The following is a 23658-nucleotide window of genomic DNA, read 5'->3' as shown; positions in this document are numbered from 1 at the left end:
AAGGCGCTCTGTTGGGCGCCTTTTTTATTATCTTTCTCGTAGTGCTTCTGCTTTTGCCCGAATAATCGGCTTTAACAAATAGCTGAGGATCGTTTTCTTGCCCGTGATGATATCCACAGAGGCCACCATGCCAGGAATGATAAGAAGTGGTTTATCGGCTGAACCTAAATAATTTTTATCAGTCCGTAAGCGAATAATATAAAAGCTATTCCCTTCTTTATCAGTGACGGTGTCCGGGCTGATTTGTTCCAACTGACCTTTTAGACCACCATAGATGGTGTAGTCGTAGGCCGTTAATTTTATGATGGCGTCCTGGTCGGGGTGTAAAAACGCAATATCCTGAGGGCGAATTTTAGCTTCTACCAACAGCTTGTCATCTAGCGGAACAATTTCCACCAGATCGCTACCCGGTTGAATCACTCCCCCGATGGTATTTACCAGAACCTGCTGCACGATACCGCGAACCGGGGAGACGACCAGCGTTCGGTTTACCCGATCTTCGAGCGCTTTACCTGTGGCTTCAATTTTATTCAGGCTGGTTTGTGCTTCACTAAGCTGAGATAACGCCTCGCTTTTATAGCGGCTGCGCGTTTCCTCTATTTTATTCTCACTCTCTTTAATCGCAGACTCCGCCCGCGGAATAGAGAGCTTAATGGAATCAAGCTGGCCACGGGTTTCAACTTCAGCGCGGCGCAGGCGTAGAACTTCTACTTTAGAAATCGCGCCTTCTGCGATCAGCGGTTCTGACATTTTAATTTCTTGCTGGAGTAGGCCAAGGCTGTTGCGGAACTGAATCTCCTTGGCTGAGAAATCCCGCAGTTCCTGCTGGCGCTGGATTAACTGTTCTTCCAGACCGGATATCTCATTATGCAGTTGCTGGCGGCGGCTGTTATAAAGCTCTTTTTCTCCTGCCGCGATTTTAGGCGCTTGCGTCGTGATTTCTTCGGAAAGCACGAGCTCTTGACCGTTTATTTCGGCGTTCAGGCGTTCAATTCGCGACAGCAGCGCAAGCCGGTCAGCTTCGGTTTCACCGACGTTGGAGGCAAAGCGGGTATCATCAAGGCGCAGCAAAGGATCGCCTGCATTGACGACTTGTCCCTCACGAATGAACACTTCCGTGATAATGCCGCCTTCCAGGTTTTGGATTTTTTGCAGCCGGGAAGAGGGGATGGCTTTACCATCACCGCGAGTGACTTCATCGATATTTGCGAGCCCGGCCCACAGGATGAAAAACAGGAAAAAAGCACCGATGGCCCACAGTGTAAAGCGAATAGAACGTGGCGAATCCTCGGCCATTGCTCGGCTCACTTCTGGCATTGTTTGCAGGCTCTCTTCATCTCCGCCGACAAAATACCGTTTGATTCGTTTGATATATTTACCGAGACGCATTGATCTGCCCCTTCTTCAACGCATCCATCACGATGGCTTTCGGCCCATCAGCAATAATTTTACCTCTGTCGACAATCACTAAACGATCGACTAGTGCCAGCATGGAAACCCGATGCGTGACCAGTAAGAGCGTTTTCTCTGCAATCACGGGTGCCAGGGCTTGTTTTAACCGATCCTCGCTGGTGTTATCCATCGAACTGGTGGGTTCATCCAGCACCAGAATCGGCGGGTCGAGCAGCAGCGCTCTGGCTATTGCGACAGCCTGACGCTGCCCGCCGGAGAGTTGTTGGCCGCGTTCACCCACCTGAAGGTTGTAGCCATCGGGGTGCAGGCGTGCAAATTCGTTGACCCCTGAAATTTCTGCGGCTCGCAACATGGCTTCGTCTTCTACATAGCGTGCGCCGCTAATCAGGTTATTGCGCAGCGAGCCACTAAATAGCTGAATATCCTGAGGAACATAGCCGATATTGTGGCGTAAATCACTGACATCCAACTGACGGGCATCGACGCCGTCGATCAGAATATTACCGGTATTAGGCTGATAGAGGTTTACGATCAGTTTTTGCAGCGAACTTTTGCCTGAGCCGCTGCGGCCGATGACGCCCACTTTCTCGCCGGGTGCGATAGTCAGGCTAATGCCTTGCAGCGAACTGGTTTTTTGTTCCGGGTAATTAAACGTCACATCACGAAATTCGATACCGCCCCGGATGCTCTCGCGCTTCAGCGGGCGTTCGTTATCGCTACGCTCTTGCGGCAACTGCATCATCTGTTCGGTGGTTTGCATCGTCAAACGCGCCTGCTGGTAACGGCTGACCAGTCCAGAAAGCTGGCCCAACGGCATGAGCGCTCTGCCGTTCAGCATGTAACAGGCAATCAGCCCCCCCATACTGAGTTTGCCGTTAATCAGCATATAGACGCCGACGACAATCATGGCAACGCCGGCAAATTGCTGGAACCACTGCGTCAGGTTTACCGCCAGTGAAGACAGTGCCTTGGCTCGCATTTCCAGCTTGCTCAGGCTGCCAATCGTCTGTTCCCACTGGTGCTGACGTTCACTTTCCGCATTATTGACCTTGATTGCGTCCAGACAGCTCAAGGTTTCGATCAGCGTAGCCTGCCGTTCACTGGCAAGATGCATCGTTTTTTCAATGGTGGCGGACAGCGGCTTTTGCATCGCCCAGCTCGCCAGCAGGGCGATAGGGTAGGCCAGTATGGAAACCCAGACCAGCGGGCCGCCGATGATGCCGATAACCAGCAGCAGAAGCAGCGTAAAAGGAAAATCGATCAGCGTCGTCAGCGTTAGTGACGACAGGAAATCTCTGAGTGATTGAAATTCATGAATATTCTGCGCAAAGCTACCGACCCGTGGAGGTCGAGCCTTCATCGACATACCGGTAATGCGCTCAAATAACGTGGCGGAAATAATCAGGTCGGTTTTTTTGCCCGCCATATCGAGGCAAATGCCGCGCAGCGTTTTGAGTATCAAATCGAAAACAAACGCGCCGGTAACGCCGATAGCCAGCACCCATAATGTCGCCGTTGCCTGATTGGGCACAACGCGGTCATAGACATTCATCACGAACAGCGGCGTGGCAAGCGCAATAATGTTCACCAGCAAACTGGCGAGGACGGCATCGAGATAGAGTGAGCGTGAAAGTTTAAGCGTATCTTTGAACCAGGATTTGGTTCGGGGGATCAGCGACGGGTTTTGCAGATCGAACTGATGACGAGGCTGGGCAAACATCACCAGACCGAGGTAATTCTGTTGCAGCGTATTGTGCTCAACGGAAATTTCTCCGCCTTCTGTTTCACTGGGCATCAGACGCGCGCTGCCGTCAGCGTTCCAGCCTAACAGAATCGCCGCACGTCCTTCCCGTAACAGCAACATCGCGGGGAGCGACATTTCGGAAATTTTATTCAGAGAACGTTTGAGAACGCGTCCTTGCAACCCCGCGCGTGCAGCGGCTCTTGGGAGCAATTTTACCGATAACCGCTGGTTGGCTAAGGGGAGCCCCGCGGTGAGTGTGGTACGACTGACGGATTTCCCCTGCAAGGTGCAGAGGATTAGCAAGCTATCCAATAAGGGATCGTCATGACGGCTGCGAGGGTCACTATTTTCATGACCCCCTTGTTTTTCATGAACGTTATGCGGTTCATGGCCCACAGGCTCTTGGACGATAGACTCCTGGGCAACTGATTTATCAGAACCATCCGTCTCTTGTACTGATTGCAACTTCATTTAACTGAACGTTCCCTTACGCAACGTAATTCCCCGCATATAAACCACAATTTATCGCCGTCTGACCAATGAAATATATTAATTAAGGCTCGGCAACTCTGCTTGGGTGGTGACGTTGGTCAAGCTGGTACCGGCGTCAGGCGCTGGGATTGCCAAACGGTTTAATAGCTCTCCCATGCGGGATGCGATCCGGTATTCGGTATAGAGGGAGGTGAAACGAACCTCGACCAGACGGCGCTGTGCGGTAAACAGCTCGTTCTCGCTATCCAGCAGGTCCAGCAACGTCCTTTCTCCCAGGCCAAATTGCTTCTGATAGGCGGTGCGCACTTTCATACTGCGGTCGGCATATTCGGCGGCAATCGGCAGCTGTTGACGCGAGTTATTTAACGCTGACCACGCTAGTTTAAGTTCTTCGCTCAGCAGGCGCAGGGCATTATTTCGGACATCCTGTGCTTCTTTTACCTGATAGGCTTTTGATTCCATGTTGGCTTTGCTACTACCGCCTTCATACAGGTTGTAGCGCATCCGCAACATCGCCTGCCACTCATTATTTTGACCACGCGTTCCGTCAACGTTGTTATCCATCGTGCGAGAAAGTTCAACGTTGAGGCGCGGGTAAAATGTTGATTTCGACGTCTCATACTGCTGCTGAGTGGCTTCAATATCTGACTCTGCGGATTTCAGCGCCGGGCTGTTAGCCAGCATGATACGCAGCGCGTCTTCCAGCGAGGCGGGGAGTTTGATCACAGAAGCATCGGGCATCACCAAATTCTCTGGTACCTTACCCACAATGCTCATGTAGTTGATTTTGGCATCGTCCAGATTGGTTTTTTCTGTCAGCACGTTGTTACGGGCCTGTGCAAGACGTGCTTCGGCCTGATCCAAATCGGCCAATCGCCCAACGCCTTGTTCGCTGCGCAGCCTGATTTGATCGTAAATGCGCTCATGGCTTGCAAGGTTGGCTTCTGCCAGACGGACAAACTCCTGACGTTGCAGCACACTGAGATAGACCTGAACGGTATCTAACGCCGTCGCCTCACTGGTATTTAAGACTTTATAGGCGCGTGAATTGACTGTGGCGCGTTGCCTGCCCACTTCGCTGGAGGTGGCGAAACCATCAAATACCGTTTGGCTTAAATTGATACTCGATTCCTGACGACTGAGCTCAACGCGCTTATTGGTGCTGGCACGTGTTGAGGGGCTATCGGTCTCTTCGCGTCCGACACCTGCACTTAGCGTGATGGAAGGGAGATATCCGCCTTTTGCCGCACGTAAATCATGTTCGGCAGAAAAACGGCTATTAATAGCGGCGCTGACCTCAGGATGTGTATAGAGCGTGCTTTTTATGGCTTCCTGAATCGTCTCGGCATGCGTTTCTGTGGAAAAAATGGTAATAAAAGATAATAAAGCAAAATGGTATCTACGCATCATCAGCAGTTTTCCTTCACAAAAACTTTATTTGTGATTATTCCTATTAAAGTGTTTGAGTGTTATATAAACGCTTAACGAATTGATTTGCTTTTATTCCATTTATATCAATATGTTAATTACTTTCCTTGAAGCGCCCTGCACAAGAAAAAATAAGGCTTACTCTAAATGAGTAAAGTTCTGGAAAGAATATTCCGAATTTTTTATTATATTGGTCATTGAGTCAAGCGTCTGACGCATAACGACAACACTATCGTAACGCTTTTTTTCATAAAATGTCAGGACGACACACAGCAAATCAACCTTATCAGGATGATAGCAAAAATCTATAGCCGCAATATCCCCACATTATAAAAATAATTATAGATATCAAGGAGAAAGTATTTTGAACGGTGTGATTGGCGTCATTAAATTCGTTATTGGACAAGTTTTTATCGTCGCGCTTGATGGAAGCCAGAGATTGCTGGTGGCTGGCGATCGCGTTTACAGCGGTGAAGAAGTGGTAACTGGCGCTAACGGCGCGGTTTCAATCACATTACCGGATGGCAAAACATTGGATTTGGGGCGTGATAGCCGCTGGAGCGATGTTAGCAATGCGTCCTCTCAGTCCAACGCGGATGTCGCCGATGATGTCGCGGCTATACAAGATGCTATCGCTCAGGGCGCCGACCCAACGCAAGTATTAGAAGCGACTGCCGCTGGTAATGACGACACCGGAGAAGCCGGTGACGGCGGCGGTGGGCATTTCAATCCAGCGGTCGTTCTGAATTTGACGGCCGAGGTCGTGACTACTCCTATTGGCTATGATACCGCGGGTTCATCGTTTACTGACCGAGCCTCGTCCGTTCTGGATGGCGTAGATTCATCCACGGCGTTGCTGGCTGCGGCAACAGATACCACCGATACCACTCCGCCTTCTGTCACCATTGTCATAAACAGTGATGGCACAGTAAGTTTTGTCTTCACAACACCGCCCGTTGGTTTTGACCTCAGTGATATCACCGTTACAAACGGCTCAGTAACGAATCTGGTGCAGGATCCTAACGATCCGACGCGCTGGACGGCGACATTGACGCCAGCCACCAATTTTGAGGGAGAAGTCCGCCTCAGTATTCCTGACGGCAGCTACACCAATGCTGCGGGCATTCCTGGCACGGGCGGAAGTGAAGCGATCACTGTCGATACTCTGCCTCCAGTTGCTTCGATCTCTATCGATAATGTTACGTCGGATAACGTGATTAATGCTACCGAATCCGGTCAGACGATTGCCGTCACCGGTCAGGTGGGCAATGAAGTCAACGCGGGCGATGCGATCACCGTTACCGTCGGCACGGAAACCTACCAGACCACGGTGAATGCCGATGGTAAAACCTGGAACGTGAATGTTCCCGGTTCTGTACTTGCTGCTAACGGTGATATTTCTGCTTCGGTCACCACGCGCGATGCAGCGGGTAACGTCACGACGGCCAATACCTCTCATGCTTATGGCGTCGATACGGTTGTGCCGGTTGCTTCAATTTCAATTGATAATGTCACGTCCGATAACGTGATTAACGCCAGCGAATCCGGTCAGACGATTTCGGTCACCGGTCAGGTCGGCAACGAAGTGAAAGCCGGTGATGCGGTTACCGTTACCGTCGGCTCCGAGACTTACCAAACGACCGTCAATACCGATGGCAAAACCTGGAGCGTCAACGTGCCGGGTTCTGTACTGGCCGCGAATGGCGATGTCAGTGCGACCGTCACCACACGCGATGCCGCTGGCAATGTCACCACCGCCAATACCTCCCATACTTATGGTGTCGATACCGTTGCGCCAACCGCATCGATTACTATTGATAACATCACGTCAGATAACGTAATTAACGCGACCGAATCCGGCCAGACGATTGCGGTCACGGGTCAGGTCGGCAATGAAGTCAACGCGGGCGATGCGATCACCGTTACCGTCGGCACGGAAACCTACCAGACGACGGTGAACACCGATGGTAAAACCTGGAGCGTCAACGTTCCGGGATCCGTGCTGGCAGCCAATAGTGATGTGAGTGCAACGGTCACTACCCGTGATCCCGCAGGCAACGTCACGACAGCCAATACCAGCCACGCTTATGGTGTCGATACCGTCGCACCGGTGGCGTCGATTGCTATTGATAATGTCACATCGGATAACGTGATCAATGTGACTGAGTCCGGTCAGACGATTGCGGTCACCGGCAAGGTGGGCAATGAAGTCAAAGCGGGCGACGCCATCACCGTCAAAGTCGGTACCGAAACGTACCAGACCACGGTGAATACTGATGGAAAAACCTGGAGCGTGAATGTTCCCGGTTCTGTACTGGCAGCGAACGGTGATGTGAGTGCGACCGTCACGACACGCGATACGGCGGGCAATGTCACGACTGCGAATACCAGTCACACTTACGGTGTGGATACGGTTGCGCCGGTGGCGTCGATTACCATCGATAACGTCACGTCCGATAACGTGATTAATGCCAGCGAATCCGGTCAGACCATTGCGGTGACCGGTCAGGTCGGCAACGAAGTTAAAGCAGGCGATGCGGTCACCGTTACCGTCGGCACCGAGACTTACCAAACGACAGTCAATACCGATGGCAAGACCTGGAGCGTCAACGTTCCGGGGTCGGTGCTGGCAGCGAATGGCGATGTGAGTGCCACGGTCACGACACGTGATACGGCAGGTAACGTCACTACTGCGAACACCAGTCACACTTACGGTGTGGACACCGTTGCGCCAACCGCATCGATTACTATCGATAACGTCACCGCTGACAATGTCATCAATGCTACCGAATCGGGTCAGACGATTGCGGTCACCGGTCAGGTCGGCAACGAAGTCAAAGCGGGTGATGCGGTTACCGTTACCGTCGGTACCGAGACCTACCAGACCACCGTCAATACCGATGGCAAAACCTGGAGCGTCAACGTTCCCGGTTCTGTATTAGCGGCCAATGGTGATATCTCTGCTTCGGTCACTACCCGTGATACGGCGGGCAATGTCACGACTGCCAATACCTCTCACACTTACGGTGTCGATACCGTTGCGCCAGTAGCGTCTATCGCTATCGACAATGTCACGTCCGATAACGTGATCAACGCCAGCGAATCGGGCCAGACGATTTCCGTCACCGGTCAGGTCGGTAATGAAGTCAAAGCGGGCGACGCGGTTACGGTTAAAGTCGGCACGGAAACGTACCAGACCACGGTCAATACCGACGGCAAAACCTGGAGCGTGAATGTTCCCGGTTCAGTACTTGCTGCTAACGGTGATGTCTCTGCTACCGTCACCACACGCGATCCAGCAGGCAATGTCACCACAGCTAACACCAGCCACGCCTACGGTGTGGATACGGTTGCGCCAACAGCTTCCATTACTATCGATAACGTCACCGCCGACAACGTGATTAACGCTGCCGAATCCGGCCAGACCATTGCCGTCACCGGTAAAGTCGATAACGATGTCAAAGCGGGCGATGCGGTTACCGTTACCGTCGGCACGGAAACCTATCAGACGACGGTGAATACGGACGGTAAAACCTGGAGCGTGAATGTTCCGGGATCGATTCTGGCATCGAATGGTGATGTGAGTGCGGCCGTCACCACGCGCGATACGGCAGGCAATGTCACCACCGCGAACACCAGTCACACTTACGGTGTGGACACTGTCGCGCCAACGGCTTCCATCTCTATCGATAATGTCACGTCCGATAACGTGATTAATGCGACCGAATCGGGTCAGACGATTGCGGTCACCGGTCAGGTCGGCAATGAAGTGAAAGCCGGTGACGCCATCACCGTTAAAGTCGGCACGGAAACGTACCAGACCACCGTCAATACCGACGGTAAAACCTGGAGCGTCAACGTTCCCGGTTCTGTATTAGCGGCCAATGGTGATATCTCTGCTTCGGTCACTACCCGTGATGCGGCAGGCAACGTCACGACTGCGAATGCCAACCACGCTTACGGTGTCGATACGGTTGCACCAACCGCCTCGATTACTATCGACGATGTGACGTCGGATAACGTCATCAACGCCACTGAATCAGGTCAAACCATCGCAGTGACGGGGCAGGTCGGTAATGAAGTGAAAGCGGGCGACGCGATCACTGTCAAAGTCGGTACGGAAACCTACCAGACGACGGTGAATAGCGACGGAAAAACCTGGAGCGTCAACGTTCCGGGGTCGGTGCTGGCAGCGAATGGCGATATCTCTGCTTCGGTCACCACCCGCGATACCGCAGGTAATGTCACCACCGCGAATACCAGTCATGCTTACGGTGTGGATACGGTTGCGCCAACAGCTTCCATTACTATCGATAATGTCACATCCGATAACGTGATTAACGCGGCCGAGTCCGGCCAGACGATAGCCGTGACGGGTAAAGTCGATAACGACGTTAAAGCGGGCGATAGCGTTACCGTAAAAGTCGGCACCGAAACGTACCAGACCACCGTGAATACCGACGGCAAAACCTGGAGCGTCAACGTTCCGGGGGCGGTACTGGCCGCCAATGGCGATGTGAGCGCCAGCGTCACCACACGCGATACGGCAGGCAACGTCACCACCACCAATACCAACCACGCTTACGGTGTCGATACGGTTGCACCAACCGCCTCGATTACTATCAATGATGTGACGTCCGATAATGTCATCAATGCAACCGAATCCGGCCAGACCATTGTGGTGACCGGTAAAGTCGATAACGATGTGAAAGCCGGTGATGCGGTTAGCGTTAAAGTCGGTACCGAGACCTACCAGACGACCGTCAATGCGGACGGCAAGACCTGGAGTGTGAATGTTCCAGGATCCGTGCTGGCCGCCAATGGTGATGTGAGTGCGACCGTGACTACCCGTGATACTGCGGGCAATGTCACCACGGCCAACACCAGCCACGCCTACGGCGTGGATACCGTTGCACCGGTGGCGTCTATCTCTATCGACAATGTCACGTCCGATAACGTCATCAACGCCAGCGAGTCTGGCCAGACAATAGCCGTGACGGGTAAAGTCGATAACGACGTGAAAGCGGGCGATGCAGTTACCGTTAAAGTTGGCACCGAGACGTACCAGACCACCGTCAATACCGACGGTAAAACCTGGAGCGTGAATGTTCCGGGATCGGTGCTGGCTGCTAACGGTGATGTGAGTGCGACGGTTACCACGCGTGATACCGCGGGCAATGCTACCACCGCGAACACCAGCCATGCTTATGGTGTCGATACCGTTGCGCCAGTGGCCTCAATTTCTATCGATAACGTCACGTCGGATAACGTTATCAATGCCGCCGAATCCGGCCAGACGATTGCGGTCACTGGCAAGGTGGGCAATGAAGTCAAAGCGGGCGACGCGGTTATCGTAAAAGTCAGCACCGAGACCTACCAGACGACGGTCAATACCGATGGTAAAACCTGGAGCGTGAATGTTCCCGGTTCAGTACTGGCGGCTAACGGTGATATCTCTGCTTCGGTTACCACACGCGATACGGCAGGCAATGTCACCACCGCCAATACCAACCACGCTTACGGTGTCGATACGGTTGCGCCGGTTGCTTCAATTTCAATTGATAATGTCACGTCTGATAACGTGATTAACGTGACCGAATCCGGCCAGACGATTGCCGTGACGGGGCAGGTGGGCAATGAAGTGAAAGCGGGTGACGCGATCACTGTTACCGTCGGCACGGAAACGTACCAGACGACCGTCAATACCGATGGCAAAACCTGGAGCGTGAATGTTCCGGGCGCTGTGCTGGCTGCGAACGGTGATGTGAGTGCGACCGTCACCACGCGTGACACCGCAGGTAATGTCACGACTGCGAACACGAATCACACTTACGGTGTGGATACGGTTGCGCCAACAGCTTCCATTACTATCGATAACGTCACGTCAGATAACGTGATTAACGCAACCGAGTCCGGCCAGACCATTGCGGTGACCGGTAAAGTCGATAACGACGTGAAAGCCGGTGATGTGGTCACCGTAAAAGTCGGCACCGAAACTTACCAGACCACAGTGAATACTGATGGTAAAACCTGGAACGTGAATGTTCCCGGTTCCGTACTGGCAGCGAATGGTGATATCTCTGCTTCGGTGACCACGCGTGATACCGCCGGCAATGTTACTAACGCGAATACCAGTCATGCTTACGGCGTGGATACGGTTGCGCCAGTCGCGTCGATTGCTATCGATAATGTCACGTCCGATAACGTGATTAATGCCAGCGAGTCAGGCCAGACGATCGCGGTCACGGGGCAGGTCGGCAATGAAGTGAAAGCGGGCGACGCCGTTACGGTTACCGTCGGCACGGAAACCTACCAGACGACAGTGAATACCGATGGTAAAACCTGGAGCGTGAATGTTCCGGGATCGATTCTGGCATCGAATGGCGATGTGAGTGCGACCGTCACCACGCGCGATACGGCAGGCAATGTCACCACCGCGAACACCAGTCACACTTACGGTGTGGACACTGTCGCGCCAACGGCTTCCATCTCTATCGATAATGTCACGTCCGATAACGTGATTAACGCCACTGAATCAGGTCAAACCATCGCAGTGACGGGTCAGGTTGGCAACGAAGTGAAAGCGGGCGACGCCGTTACGGTTACCGTCGGCACGGAAACCTACCAGACGACAGTGAATACCGATGGTAAAACCTGGAGCGTCAACGTTCCGGGATCGGTGCTGGCCGCCAATGGTGATATCTCTGCTTCGGTCACCACCCGCGATACCGCGGGCAATGTCACCACTGCGAACACCAGTCACACTTACGGTGTGGATACCGTCGCGCCGGTTGCTTCTATTACTATCGATGATGTGACGTCAGATAATGTCATCAATGCCAGCGAGTCCGGCCAGACGATCGCCGTCACCGGTCAGGTGGGCAATGAAGTCAAAGCGGGCGATGCGATCACCGTTACTGTCGGCACTGAAACGTACCAGACCACGGTGAATACCGACGGCAAAACCTGGAGCGTGAATGTTCCGGGTTCGGTGCTGGCAGCGAACGGTGATGTGAGTGCGACCGTCACCACGCGGGATACCGCAGGCAATGCCACCACCGCTAACACCAGTCACACTTACGGCGTGGATACCGTCGCGCCTGTGGCCTCAATTTCTATTGATAATGTCACGTCGGATAACGTGATTAATGCTACCGAATCCGGTCAGACGATTACCGTGACCGGTCAGGTGGGCAACGAAGTGAAAGCGGGCGATGCAATCACCGTTACAGTTGGCTCTGAAACCTATCAGACCACGGTGAACACCGATGGTAAAACCTGGAGCGTGAATGTTCCTGGCTCTGTTTTAGCGGCGAACGGTGATGTGAGTGCGACCGTCACCACACGCGATACGGCAGGCAACGCCACCACCGCCAATACCAACCACGCTTACGGTGTCGATACGGTTGCACCAACGGCCTCGATCGCTATCGACGATGTGACGTCGGATAACGTCATCAATGCGGCCGAATCCGGCCAGACCATTGCGGTGACCGGTAAAGTTGATAACGACGTCAAAGCGGGCGATGCGGTTACGGTTAAAGTCGGCACCGAGACCTACCAGACGACGGTGAATGCAGACGGCAAGACCTGGAGCGTGAATGTTCCAGGCTCGGTACTTGCTGCGAATAGCGATGTCAGTGCAACCGTGACCACGCGCGATGCGGCAGGCAACGTCACGACTGCGAATGCCAACCACGCTTACGGTGTCGATACGGTTGCACCAACCGCCTCGATTACTATCGATAACGTCACCGCCGACAACGTGATTAACGCCGCCGAATCCGGCCAGACCATTGCCGTCACCGGTAAAGTCGATAACGATGTCAAAGCTGGCGATGCGGTTACCGTTAAAGTCGGCACCGAAACCTACCAGACGACGGTGAATGCGGACGGCAAAACCTGGAGCGTGAACGTTCCGGGCACTGTATTGGCGGGCAATGGTGATATCTCTGCTACCGTCACCACACGTGACACGGCAGGTAACGTCACTACTGCGAACACCAGTCACACTTACGGCGTGGACACCGTTGCGCCAGTCGCGTCGATTGCTATCGATAATGTCACCAGCGATAACGTCATCAATGCGGCTGAATCCGGTCAGACCATAGCCGTCACCGGTCAGGTGGGCAACGAAGTGACAGCGGGCGATGCAATCACCGTTACCGTTGGCACTGAGACCTACCAGACGACGGTGAATACCGACGGCAAGACCTGGAGTGTGAACGTTCCGGGCACTGTATTGGCGGGCAATGGTGATATCTCTGCTACCGTCACCACACGCGATACCGCTGGCAATGTCACCACCGCCAATACCTCGCACACTTACGGTGTCGATACCGTCGCGCCACTGGCGTCAATCTCTATCGACAATGTCACGTCGGATAACGTGATTAATGCGGCCGAATCGGGTCAGACGATTGCGGTCACTGGTCAGGTCGGTAATGAAGTCAAAGTCGGCGATGCGGTTACGGTTACCGTCGGTACCGAAACGTACCAGACCACAGTGAATACCGATGGCAAAACCTGGAGTGTGAATGTTCCCGGTTCCGTGCTGGCCGCGAATGGCGATGTGAGTGCCACGGTTACCACCCGCGATACGGCAGGCAATATCACCACCGCCAACACCAGCCACGCTTACGGCGTGGATACGGTTGCACCGATCGCGTCGATCTCTATTGATAACGTCACCGCTGACAATGTCATCAATGCTACCGAATCGGGTCAGACCATTGCCATGACCGGTCAGGTCGGCAACGAAGTCAAAGCGGGCGATAGCGTTACGGTTACCGTTGGCACCGAAACGTACCAGACCACGGTGAATACCGACGGTAAAACCTGGAGCGTGAACGTTCCCGGTTCTGTACTTGCTGCTAACGGTGATGTCAGTGCAACCGTGACCACGCGTGACACCGCGGGCAATGTCACGACAGCCAATACCTCGCACACTTATGGTGTCGATACCGTTGCACCAACGGCGTCGATCGCTATCGACAATGTCACGTCTGATAACGTGATTAATGCGACCGAGTCCGGTCAGACGATTGCGGTCACTGGCAAGGTGGGCAATGAAGTCAAAGCGGGCGATGCGGTTACGGTCAAAGTCGGTACCGAGACCTACCAGACGACGGTGAATACCGACGGCAAAACCTGGAGCGTCAACGTTCCGGGATCCGTGCTGGCAGCAAACGGCGATTTAAGCGCTACGGTCACCACACGCGATACGGCAGGCAACGTGACTACCGCCAATACCAGTCACACTTACGGTGTCGATACCGTCGCACCGGTGGCGTCTATCACTATCGATAACATCACGTCAGATAACGTCATCAACGCCACTGAATCAGGTCAAACCATCGCAGTGACGGGTCAGGTGGGCAACGAAGTCAAAGCGGGCGACGCGGTTACGGTTAAAGTCGGCACGGAAACCTACCAGACGACGGTGAATACCGATGGCAAAACCTGGAGCGTCAACGTTCCGGGATCCATGCTGGCAGCAAACGGCGATGTGGGTGCGACAGTCACCACACGTGACCCCGCAGGCAACGTCACTACCGCGAACACCAGCCATGCTTACGGTGTCGATACCGTTGCACCAACGGCGTCGATCGCTATCGATGATGTCACCAGCGATAACGTGATTAATGCCAGCGAATCGGGTCAGACGATTGCTGTGACGGGGCAGGTCGGCAATGAAGTGAAAGCCGGTGATGCGGTTACCGTCAAAGTCGGTACCGAAACGTACCAGACGACCGTCAATACCGATGGCAAAACCTGGAGCGTCAACGTTCCGGGGGCGGTACTGGCCGCCAATGGCGATGTGAGCGCCAGCGTCACCACGCGTGATACCGCCGGCAATGTCACTAACGCGAATACCAGTCATGCTTACGGCGTGGATACGGTTGCGCCGGTGGCCTCAATTTCTATTGATAATGTCACGTCCGATAACGTCATCAATGCCAGCGAGTCCGGTCAGACGATTGCGGTCACCGGTCAGGTCGGTAATGAAGTGAAAGCCGGTGATGCGGTTACCGTGAAAGTTGGTACCGAGACCTACCAGACCACGGTGAATACCGACGGCAAAACCTGGAGCGTGAATGTTCCGGGGGCGGTGCTGGCTGCGAATGGTGATGTGAGTGCGACGGTCACTACACGCGATACCGCGGGCAATGTCACGACTGCGAACACGAATCACACTTACGGCGTCGATACGGTTGCGCCAATCGCTTCTATCGCTATCGACAATGTCACATCGGATAACGTGATTAATGCGACTGAGTCCGGCCAGACCATTGCCGTCACCGGTCAGGTCGGTAATGAAGTCAAAGCGGGCGACGCGGTTACCGTTAAAGTCGGTACGGAAACCTACCAGACGACGGTGAATACCGATGGTAAAACCTGGAGCGTCAACGTTCCGGGATCCGTGCTGGCAGCAAACGGCGATGTGAGTGCGACCGTCACCACCCGTGATACCGCGGGTAACACTACTACGGCGAATGCCAGTCACACTTACGGTGTCGATACCGTTACACCTGTCGCGTCAATTTCAATTGATAACGTCACGTCAGATAACGTGATTAACGCGACCGAGTCCGGCCAGACGATTGCCGTGACGGGTAAAGTAGGCAACGAAGTCAAGGCGGGTGACGCCGTTACGGTGAAAGTCGGTACCGAGACCTACCAGACGACGGTGAATACCGACGGCAAGACTTGGAGCGTCAATGTACCAGGCTCTGTATTGGCGGCCAATGGTGATGTCAGTGCGGCTGTTACCACGCGCGATACCGCTGGCAATGTCACCGCCGCCAATACCAGCCACACTTATGGTGTGGACACCGTTGCGCCAGTGGCGTCGATCGCTATCGACAATGTCACGTCGGATAACGTGATTAATGCGACCGAATCGGGTCAGACGATTGCGGTCACCGGTCAGGTCGGCAATGAAGTGAAAGCCGGTGACGCCATCACCGTTAAAGTCGGCACGGAAACGTACCAGACCACCGTCAATACCGACGGTAAAACCTGGAGTGTGAATGTTCCGGGTTCTGTACTTGCTGCTAACGGTGATGTCTCTGCTTCGGTTACCACGCGTGATGCGGCTGGCAACGTCACGACGGCCAATACCTCTCATGCTTATGGTGTCGATACTGTCGCGCCCGTGGCGTCGATTACCATCGATAACGTCACGTCCGATAACGTGATTAACGCGACCGAATCCGGCCAGACGATTGCGGTGACGGGGCAGGTTGGCAATGAAGTCAAAGCGGGCGACGCGGTTACGGTTAAAGTCGGCACGGAAACGTACCAGACGACCGTCAATACTGATGGCAAAACCTGGAGCGTGAATGTTCCAGGCTCGGTACTTGCTGCGAATAGCGATGTCAGTGCAACCGTGACCACGCGTGATACGGCGGGTAACGTCACCACCGCCAATACCTCTCATGCTTATGGCGTGGATACGGTTGCACCTGTGGCCTCAATTTCTATCGATAACATCACGTCAGATAACGTCATCAACGCCACTGAATCCGGGCAGACCATTGTGGTGACCGGTAAGGTGGGCAATGAAGTTAAAGCCGGTGATGCGGTTACGGTGAAAGTCGGCACGGAAACCTACCAGACGACGGTGAATACCGACGGCAAGACCTGGAGCGTCAATGTTCCCGGATCTGTTTTAGCCGCGAACGTCGATGTGAGTGCGACGGTCACCACACGCGATACGGCGGGCAATGCCACCACCGCGAACACCAGCCATGCTTATGGTGTCGATACCGTCGCGCCAGTGGCGTCGATCTCTATCGACAATGTCACGTCAGATAACGTGATTAACGCCAGCGAATCCGGCCAGACGATTGCGGTCACTGGTAAGGTGGGCAATGAAGTCAAAGCGGGCGACGCGGTTATCGTAAAAGTCGGCACCGAGACTTACCAGACGACGGTGAATACCGACGGCAAGACCTGGAGTGTCAATGTTCCCGGTTCGGTACTGGCGGCTAACAGTGACATTAGCGCGAGCGTGACCACGCGTGATGCGGCGGGGAACGCCACCACGGCGAATACCCATCATGCATACAGCGTAGATACGACCGCACCCGAAATTGATATTACGAATTTCGCGGGTAACGATGGCTATGTCAGCCAGAGTGAGTCGAAAAATACCCTGGTCAGCGGCACCAGCAACGAGAAGAAGGTCGATCTGGTCTTTACCGATGTGAATGGTAAGTCGGTTACGCTGCATGACGTGCCCGTGACGAACGGAAAATGGCAGACGAATGTCGATCTGAGTACGTTAGCGGAAGGCAAGATTACCGCCGGGGCGACGGCAACCGATGCGGCAGGTAATCAGGCGCATGATAACAGTCAGGCCATCATGGATGTCACGCCGCCAGCCGCACACAACAACACGGTGTCTGGTACGGAAGACACGCCGCTGCACATTGGCTGGAGCGATTTGGGCGTATCGACCGATACCACAAGCATCGTGATTTCGTCTCTGCCGCCTGCTGCCGCTGGCACGCTCTATTTTAACGATAACGGGAGTTGGAAAGCGGTCACCGCTGGACAAACCTTTACGGCTGGCAACACCGATCTACGCTTTACGCCAGCGAGTAATGTCTCTGGCACCGCGCTGGGTGATATTGGTTATCGGCCAGTTGATGTTGCGGGTAACACCGGCGATAAAGCCGCGCTGCACATTGGCATAACGCCAGTAGCCGATGCGCCAGTAGTGAGCCTGAGCATCACCAGTGGCGCGACAACGCCGACCTCTTCGGAAATTATTAAGGTCAATGGCGGTAGCGCCAACGGTGGCTTCGACGTACAAAATGGGAAAATTGTTGCCGTGGGCAACGGTGTCCGTGTTTGGCTAACCGAAGGGGATCCGGTACCCACGGTGGTCGGCAATGGCAAGGTGGCGTACTACAGTCAGGGTAATACCAGCGGGGATGGCAGTTACAGCGATATCTTCGTTGTGCATTCCAACAGTGGGTATTTCTATCGACAGAGTGACTGGCCGGCCGATCGTAAGGATCATCGCGATCTGGATTCGTTTAACGGTAACCGGACGAATAACGGCAGCAGCGCGCATTCTGACTACGTGTTCGTTATGAAAGAGACGGGTTACACCTATAACGCAACTTATAGTACGAACAACAATCAGGATACGTCGGTTAACACGCTGGACGGACTGAAAGTTAACTATACCGATGGCAGCGGCAAGTCAGGCTCGTTTACCTCGCAGGTTAGCAACAATATTGAAGGTGTGATCTATAGCGACGGTACGACATACACCCCGGGCACCAATAGTGCGACGGTGGAAAAAGTGCCCGGCCAGGCAGGCACACAGACGCATACGCTTGATGTCTCGGCAGCCCTGACCGATCGCGACGGCAGTGAAACCCTGTCAGGGATTACGCTTACGGGAATCCCGAAAGGAACGGTGCTGACCGACCACATTAACAACGTGAAGTATACCGTTGGTGACGATGGATCGTATCTCATCAAGAACGCCAATAATGCCCAGACGCTGGCTGGTAAGATTACGCTCGAAGTGCCAGTCGATGCGGGTAAATTCAATGTGGTGGCGCAGGCGACATCGACAGAAATTGCCAACCATGATACGGCGACCGGCTACTCTGCCGGAGGCGTTGAGCAGTATGGGATGAGCATCGGTACGATAGGCGATGACAACATGTCCGGCACGCATAGCCACGATGTGATGGTCGCGGATGTCTCCGGTTTGCAGATCATAGAAGGCAAGAATTACAACATTGCATTTATGGTCGATTCATCTGGCAGTATGTCGTCAACGGATATCGAGAATACGCGTACATCGTTGAGCAACGTATTCAAAAGCCTGATCAATAGTGCTAGCGGTGTGAATTCCGGTACGGTAAACGTTTTTCTGGCTGACTTTGATACGCAGGTGGGGAAAACCATTTCTGTGAATCTGAACGACGCCAGCGCCCTGAATAAGCTGACTGCCGTATTGAATTCAATGGTTGGCGGATCGGAGAAAGGCGGTGGAACCAACTATGAAGACGTGTTCAAGACGACGGCTAACTGGTTCCAAAGCGATGTGGTGAAAAAGAATGTGGGTAATAACCTGACGTATTTCATTACCGACGGTGAGCCAACGTTCTATCAGAAGAATGAAGCTGATGTCGTGAAAGTGAGTGACTGGAACCAAACGCTGAATATCGATAGCTTCGCCTACAAGCCAGGGCAGTCCTACTCTATGGATGTCCGCGGTGCCGTGCGTGAAGTGATTGATAGCAAAGGGAACGTCTATCAATATGCCTGGAGCGATAACAGTAATAAAGTGGTCGGGACGGTCATTGGACAAGTACACGCGCAGGGGGACGGAACGTATGAAATCTCCTCTTTGGGCGGCGTGGGTAATAACAGCAGCTACTGGGCGCAGGACTACCGCGGCAACTGGTACTGGGTTGATAATTCAGGCAACCGCGATGTCAGCAACACAAACGCGACTCAGGCTTTCAGTTTGCTGAAGAAGCAGTCAGCGATTGAAGCGATCGGTATTGGTGCTGATTTAAATGGCGATACGCTGAAGCGCTATGACACCGACGGTGTGGTTCAGGATCATATTGACCCTGCTAACCTTAATAAAGCGATTTTGGGCAGCAGTGAGTCAATACATGCAGGTAATGACCAACTGAATGGCGGGTTGGGGAATGACATTCTGTTCGGCGATGTGGTGTCGTTTCCTAATATCGACGGCAACGGTATCACCGCCTTGCAGAACTACATCGGCAAGCAGTTAGGTATGCAAACTGGCGTTCCGACGGCGAAAGAGATGCATGGCTATATTGCAACGCACAGCGCGGAGTTTGATCTGTCGTCGTCGAAAGATGGCAACGACATACTCAACGGTGGAGCGGGGAATGACATTCTCTTCGGCCAGGGAGGAAATGACACCCTCTACGGTGGGGCGGGGAATGACCTTCTGTACGGCGGCAGCGGAGACGACATCCTGATTGGCGGCGCGGGGGGCGATACGCTCATCGGCGGCGCAGGTGCGGATGTCTTTAAGTGGCAGGCTGGTGATATCGGCAACGATGTGATCAAAGACTTCAATGCCAAAGAAGGTGACCGGATTGATTTAAGCGATCTGGTGGGTGAACTGGAGGAAGGCACTGATATCAGCCGCTATATTCGCATCACCGATAATCATGGTTCACCGACGATTGAAGTGAGCACCGCGGGGAACTTTACGGCGGATAAAGGCGGAACGGTTGCAGTGTCGATTACGTTGGAACACTATAACGGTGCATTGCCGTCGCTTGAAAGTCTGGTCAGCAAGCCAGAACCGTCTAGCTGACGAAAAGGGGGAGACTGCCCGGCTCCCTTTTTTATCAAAAATTTAAAAGGTCTCCGAACATGTTTTATATCCAGCGCGACAGTGATGGCCACCTGATGAAGGTAGAAAAGAGTCCTTTTCCTGAAATGAACGGCGAACTGTCCGATGATTCGCGTGAGGCGCAGGCTTGGTTCCGCAGTCATCAGGCAGCGATGTCCAGTCTCCAGCAACTGCGGCAAAGCGATCTGGAAATGGTGCGCGTGCTGGAGGATTTAATTCAGGTTTTGATTCAGAAAGGCGTGGTCAGCATTACCGATTTCCCTCAGGCGGCACAGCTGAAGTTGATCAACCGTGCGCAGGCGCGTGAAGCCCTGAATGGCGGGTTGAACAAGCTGATTGGCGACGATGAAGAGACTATGTTTTAAGGAAAGGATGTTTTGAAAAAATCATCCCTTACCGTACTGTTCAGCCGTTTCCGGCTTCTCAATGTCGTAGTGAGAAGCCGGGGTCGTTAAACGCCGTTAGCCAAAATGCTGTGGTATCAGACTCTGACCGCTGGCACCGGTTCACCCAGCAACCGTCCCATCGCGCCTTGTAATCCCATATCCTGAAGCACTTTCAGCTCACCTGCGGTTTCAACACGTTCGGCGATAAGCGGCAGGGCAATACTGTTGGTGGCGCGATACAGCGCTTCGATAAACATTTGTTTATCGTCTTCCTGATCGATATTGCGGATGTAGCTGCCATCGACTTTCAGGTAAGCCAGTCCCCATTGCGACAGGTTGCCGATCATATTAAAGCGCCCGCCAAAATGCTGGAGCCCCAGCGCACAGCCATGTTCATTCAGCAGCTTGATTAAGGCTTCCAGTTGGGCACTGTCTGGCAATTGGTTCTCATCCAGCTCCAGAATCAATCGTCTGGCGACATCAGGCTGATGCTTCAACGGGGCAAGCAGATCGGCAAGCAGATGAAGATTCAGGACTGTGGTGCCGGACAGGCTCAGTGCCAGATTGCCGTCGTGCTGACGAAGATAGTCCAGCACTTCACGCAGCATAGTCTGATCCAGACGGGTATCCCAACCAAAGCGTTGGATCCACGGTAGGAAGCGGCCTGCCGCGATGCTGTTTCCTTGCTCATCCTGAATACGGGCTAGCACCTTGTGATGCAGCACCTGGCTGGGATCGTCACAGGCGACGACCGGTTGCAGGAAAAGCTGCAAGCGTTCCTGTTCCAGAATGGGATCGAGCAGGTTAAACCATCTATGGCGATCGGTTTCGACCTGTTCGGCACTGACGGACGGAATGTCGTGAGGCGCGGTGCTATCGGTATTGCTTTCGGCTCGCGTGAGCGCCTGATCGCCCTGAATAAACAGGGATTGCGCGGTGTCGCCGGGGCGGAAAGGCACCATGCCGAATTGGGCAACAGGGGAGACGTCGGTTTCGCCTGTCAGATGCAACGTTTCGATGTTGCGCGTCAGTTCGCCAATCAGCGCATAGGCTTCTTTATCGACCAATCCCGGACAGAACAGCGCAAATTCCCCGCCGCGGATGCGTGCCAGAAGGCTCTCCGCATTGGTATGCTGTTTTTGCATTTTGCGCAGGATATGACCGACGGAGGCTAAGAGCGCATCGGTGCGCTGGCCACCCAGTCGCTGGTTCATCCCCGCCAGATCCTGAACGCGAATCATAATAAGGAAGCCGGGGGAGGTTTCTTCGTCGGCCAGTTTGTCGCTGAACTGCATGTCAAACGCGCGACGGTTATTCAATCCGGTTTGAGGATCCTGATAGGCGTCCTGACGTAAGCGCTCGCTCCGCTCTGCTTCCTCTTCAAACAGCGTTTTGAGCTTGCTAACCATCAAGTTCATCGCCTGCGCGACGCGGCGGAATTCTGGCGTATTGGGTAAATCTGGCTGGCTAAGGAACTCACGACGGGTAATTGCCAGCGACTGATCGACAATATAATCAAGCGGACGTAGCTGACGGCGCAGGAACAGCGCACCGAGGAGCACGCCCAGCGTGCCACAGCCTAGCAGCCATAGGAAAGAGGCCGTACTGCTGCGCCACAGCCGCGTCACCGCGAACATCGGATGGCTGACGACTTCGACTTTTGCCGCCTGTTCCCAACCGCGCATCACGATGGCTTCGCCCGCGCCGGGTTGCAGGTTCACTAACTGAACAAACCAGCGTGGTACGTCAGGGATATCCGGTGAGGCGGTGCGTTCCAGCGTAACGTTGCTGGTTTTTAAATCCCGCACGCGGATACTGGAAAAGTAGCCGCTGTCGAAAATCGAGCTGACCATCAGCTCTACCATTGCCGGGTCATCGATATTTGGCGTCAGGGAAAGCCCAAGCGCGGTAGCGGCATCCTGTGCGTGAGAGTGAAGCTGGTTATTGTACTGTTCACGCGAATTTTCCAGGCTGACGAAAAAACTCCCGCTGAAAATAATTAGCACAAACAGGCAGATGGCTATCAGTAATTGTTTGTATAGAGACATAGCCTACCCTTACTCCTCAATTGAAAACCCTTCGGCACGCATTTTGGTTAATACATCCTGCCAGCGTGAAAGTCGTTTACTGTCGCCTACGCGTTTGTTGCTGCCGCTGGCACCTGGCAGCCAGAGACCACCACCATTAAAGGCGTACACCGGAACTAAATCATTGCGCTCTGTCGCCGGTTGGATTTTGTCGGTCAGATTGTCCAACACCAGTGGAATCGAGGTTGGCGTGGGATAATAGGTCACTACCATGTGCGCTTTATTCAGGCGCAGGGCTTTAACATAGGTAATACGTAATTTGTCCGCCGGGACGCCTAAATGGCGCAGCGTAAAATACTTGGCGAGCGCATAATCTTCGCAATCCCCGGCACCTTTACGCAGCGCTTCAATCGGGGTTGCCCAGTAATCTTCCTGATTCCAGACGACAATATCATCGCGAAACAGCATACGGTCATTGAAAAATTGGTTCACGCTGCTCAGCAGCGCCTTTTCCTCTTTATTGCGGGAATTGACCAACAGCGTCTGCCATTCATCTATTCGGCGGCGAGCATCGGGCGTTGCCGGGCCATAAAGCTGCTCGGTTCGCTGATTAATGGTAATAAAATCCCAGTCCGCACGTAGGGAACCCGCCAGCAGAAACAGCAGACAGCTAATAAAGAAAAGCGTGTAACTGGAGAGTCTGAACCCGGAGAGTCGCACTGAGGTTTCTCTGTTTACCTTGCGAGATGCATGTGGAGGGTGAATTCGATGCAGAATAGCGTACTTTCA

The 23658-nt window shown here is 53.7% G+C and carries 7 protein-coding genes; 2 read left to right on the top strand and 5 right to left on the bottom strand.

What is annotated here, in order from left to right:
• Positions 1-27 precede the first annotated feature (27 nt).
• The 3 genes from HP572_RS14095 to HP572_RS14085 form a co-directional block, all read right to left on the bottom strand.
• Complete coding sequence (locus HP572_RS14095) at positions 28-1389, bottom strand: HlyD family type I secretion periplasmic adaptor subunit (protein ID WP_240583547.1); 1362 nt, start codon at positions 1387-1389, stop codon at positions 28-30.
• Entirely contained in the window at positions 1376-3628 is a 2253-nt protein-coding gene (locus HP572_RS14090) for a type I secretion system permease/ATPase (protein ID WP_205549312.1), read from the bottom strand. Before HP572_RS14090 ends, HP572_RS14095 begins: the two co-directional genes overlap by 14 nt.
• Positions 3629-3706: 78 nt before the next feature.
• Complete coding sequence (locus HP572_RS14085) at positions 3707-5059, bottom strand: TolC family outer membrane protein (RefSeq protein ID WP_240583546.1); 1353 nt, start codon at positions 5057-5059, stop codon at positions 3707-3709.
• A gap of 382 nt (positions 5060-5441) precedes the next feature.
• On the opposite strand from HP572_RS14085, the gene HP572_RS14080 reads away from it, so the two are divergent.
• Together HP572_RS14080 and HP572_RS14075 are read left to right on the top strand one after the other, a co-directional pair.
• A complete protein-coding gene (locus HP572_RS14080) occupies positions 5442-20417 on the top strand; it encodes an Ig-like domain-containing protein (protein ID WP_371745275.1) in 14976 nt (4991 codons plus the stop codon).
• Positions 20418-20476: 59 nt separating this feature from the next.
• Positions 20477-20821, top strand: coding sequence for a hypothetical protein (locus HP572_RS14075; RefSeq protein ID WP_014916239.1), 345 nt, complete (start codon positions 20477-20479; stop codon positions 20819-20821).
• Positions 20822-20937: 116 nt separating this feature from the next.
• Here HP572_RS14075 and lapD read toward each other — a convergent pair whose 3' ends face one another.
• Together lapD and lapG are read right to left on the bottom strand one after the other, a co-directional pair.
• A complete protein-coding gene (lapD, locus tag HP572_RS14070; RefSeq protein ID WP_240583545.1) occupies positions 20938-22890 on the bottom strand; it encodes a cyclic di-GMP receptor LapD in 1953 nt (650 codons plus the stop codon).
• A 9-nt stretch (positions 22891-22899) separates the two neighbouring features.
• Positions 22900-23589, bottom strand: a complete 690-nt coding sequence (lapG, locus tag HP572_RS14065) for a cysteine protease LapG (protein WP_205550220.1) — start codon at positions 23587-23589, stop codon at positions 22900-22902.
• Positions 23590-23658: the final 69 nt, after the last annotated feature.

Origin of the sequence: Pectobacterium sp. PL64, assembly GCF_022477975.1 — a bacterium.
GTDB classification, from domain to species: domain Bacteria; phylum Pseudomonadota; class Gammaproteobacteria; order Enterobacterales; family Enterobacteriaceae; genus Pectobacterium; species Pectobacterium jejuense.
Note: the sequence above shows the minus strand (reverse complement) of the source record. Positions and strands in the feature narration are given on the sequence as shown.